General features: G+C 74.5%; 3 protein-coding genes. 2 read left to right on the top strand and 1 reads right to left on the bottom strand.

Annotated elements, in window-relative coordinates; translation table 11 throughout:
• Positions 1–71: 71 nt before the first annotated feature.
• Together EKO23_RS24655 and EKO23_RS24650 are read left to right on the top strand one after the other, a co-directional pair.
• Positions 72–383 carry a hypothetical protein gene (locus EKO23_RS24655; RefSeq protein ID WP_134721222.1) on the top strand — a complete coding sequence of 104 codons (312 nt, stop codon included), beginning with the start codon at positions 72–74 and terminating at the stop codon, positions 381–383.
• 49 nt (positions 384–432) lie between these two features.
• A complete protein-coding gene (locus tag EKO23_RS24650) occupies positions 433–1,281 on the top strand; it encodes a DUF3097 domain-containing protein (RefSeq protein ID WP_134721220.1) in 849 nt (282 codons plus the stop codon).
• Between the two features lie 22 nt (positions 1,282–1,303).
• Here EKO23_RS24650 and EKO23_RS24645 read toward each other — a convergent pair.
• On the bottom strand, positions 1,304–1,752 hold a 449-nt coding region (locus EKO23_RS24645), incomplete at its 5' end, for a TM2 domain-containing protein (protein WP_134721218.1).

Here is a 1,752-nt window from a genome sequence, read left to right as displayed (position 1 = left end):
CGTCAGGGCTTGACGATCCATAGGAGCGTCCGCCCCACCGTTCGGTTCGGCGGGAATGGGTACGGGTGGGCATGAGCGATCCGACGGGTACGCCGCCGCAGGACATCGACGAGACCACCCCGCCGACACCCGGGGCGTCCGGGGAGGGTGCGTCGGGCGGCGAGCGCGACGACAGCCCGGGCGACGAGGTCGCGCCGGACTCGATCACCGACGACCAGCTGCCCGAGGACCTCCGGCCGGGGGACGACAACCCGCTGGCCCGGCCGCTCCCGGACGGCGAGACCGCCGACCTCGGGATCGACGACGCGGGATCGTCCGGTGACGACGAGGACGCCGACCCGGCCGACACGACGGACGACGACGGCGACGCGCCGCCGAATTGACCCGGCGCGGCTCCGGCATCCGGTCGGCGCCAGCCCCTAGCGTGGACCGGTGCCCCCGACAGACCGTTACGGCTCCGACGTCCTGTCCACCGACTGGCGCGCCCCCAAGCGCGGCCGCGCCACCGACCTGCCCGCCACCCTCGGCGAGGTCGTCGAGGAGGTCACCACCGACTTCTGCGGCGAGATCGTCGCCGTCGACCGCGACCTGCACACGGTGACCCTCGAGGACCGGCGCAACAAGCGGCGCACCTTCCCGCTGGGCCCCGGCTTCCTCGTCGACGGCAAGCCCGTGGTGCTGACCCCACCGGTCCGCCAGTCCGCGCCCGCCCAGCCGACCCGCACCGCCTCCGGCTCGATCGCCGTCCCGCAGGCCCGGGCCCGGGTGGCGCGGGCGAGCCGGATCTTCGTCGAGGGCCGGCACGACGCGGAGCTGGTCGAGAAGGTGTGGGGCGACGACCTCCGTGTCGAGGGCGTCGTCGTCGAGTACCTCAGCGGCGTCGACGACCTGGCCGACCACCTGCGCGACTTCCGGCCGGGCCCGCAGCGCAAGGTCGGCGTGCTCGTCGACCATCTCGTGCCGGGCTCGAAGGAGAGCCGCATCGCCGACGGCATCGCGCGCTCGGCGGTCGGGCAGCACGTCCTCGTCGTCGGCCACCCGTTCATCGACGTCTGGGCCGCGGTCAAGCCCGAGCGGCTCGGGCTGCGCGCCTGGCCCGACGTCCCGCGCCACCTCGAGTGGAAGAAGGGCGTGTGCCAGCAGCTCGGCTGGCCGCACCGCGACCAGGCCGACGTCGCCCGGGCCTGGCAGCACATCCTCGGCCGGGTGTCGTCGTTCCACGACCTCGACCCGGCGCTGCTCGGTCGGGTCGAAGAGCTGATCGACTTCGTGACCGCCTGACCCCGCCGGGCCGGGAGCGCGGTCAGCTGGGCCGCAGCGGACGTCCGTCGACGTCGGTGACGTCGTCGTTCACCAGGATCAGGATCCCGTCGATGAACGGCCACAGGGCCCCGATGCCGCAGGTGAAGATCGTGACCAGCAGCTGGGCCACGCCCAGGCTGGTGTAGCCCATGTAGAACCGGCCGATGCCGAGCGGGATCACGAGCTGCAGGACGCCGGCGACGATGCGCGACTTGTCGGAGTACGGCACGCCGGTCCGCGGGTGCACGCCGTACGGCGCAGCCGGGTTCGGCGGGTAGAACTGCCCGGGCGGCGGCTGCCATCCCGGCGGCGGGGGCGGCTGCCAGCCCTGCGGGGGCGGCGGCTGCCACCCCGGCGGCGGGGGCGGCTGGTCGGGGCCGGCCTGGTACCCGGGCGGCGGGTAGCCCTGGTCGTACCCCGGCTGGTCGTACCCGGGCTGGTCGTACCCGG

This window comes from Nocardioides guangzhouensis (genome assembly GCF_004519545.1).
Lineage (GTDB): Bacteria > Actinomycetota > Actinomycetes > Propionibacteriales > Nocardioidaceae > Nocardioides > Nocardioides guangzhouensis.
Note: the sequence above shows the minus strand (reverse complement) of the source record. Positions and strands in the feature narration are given on the sequence as shown.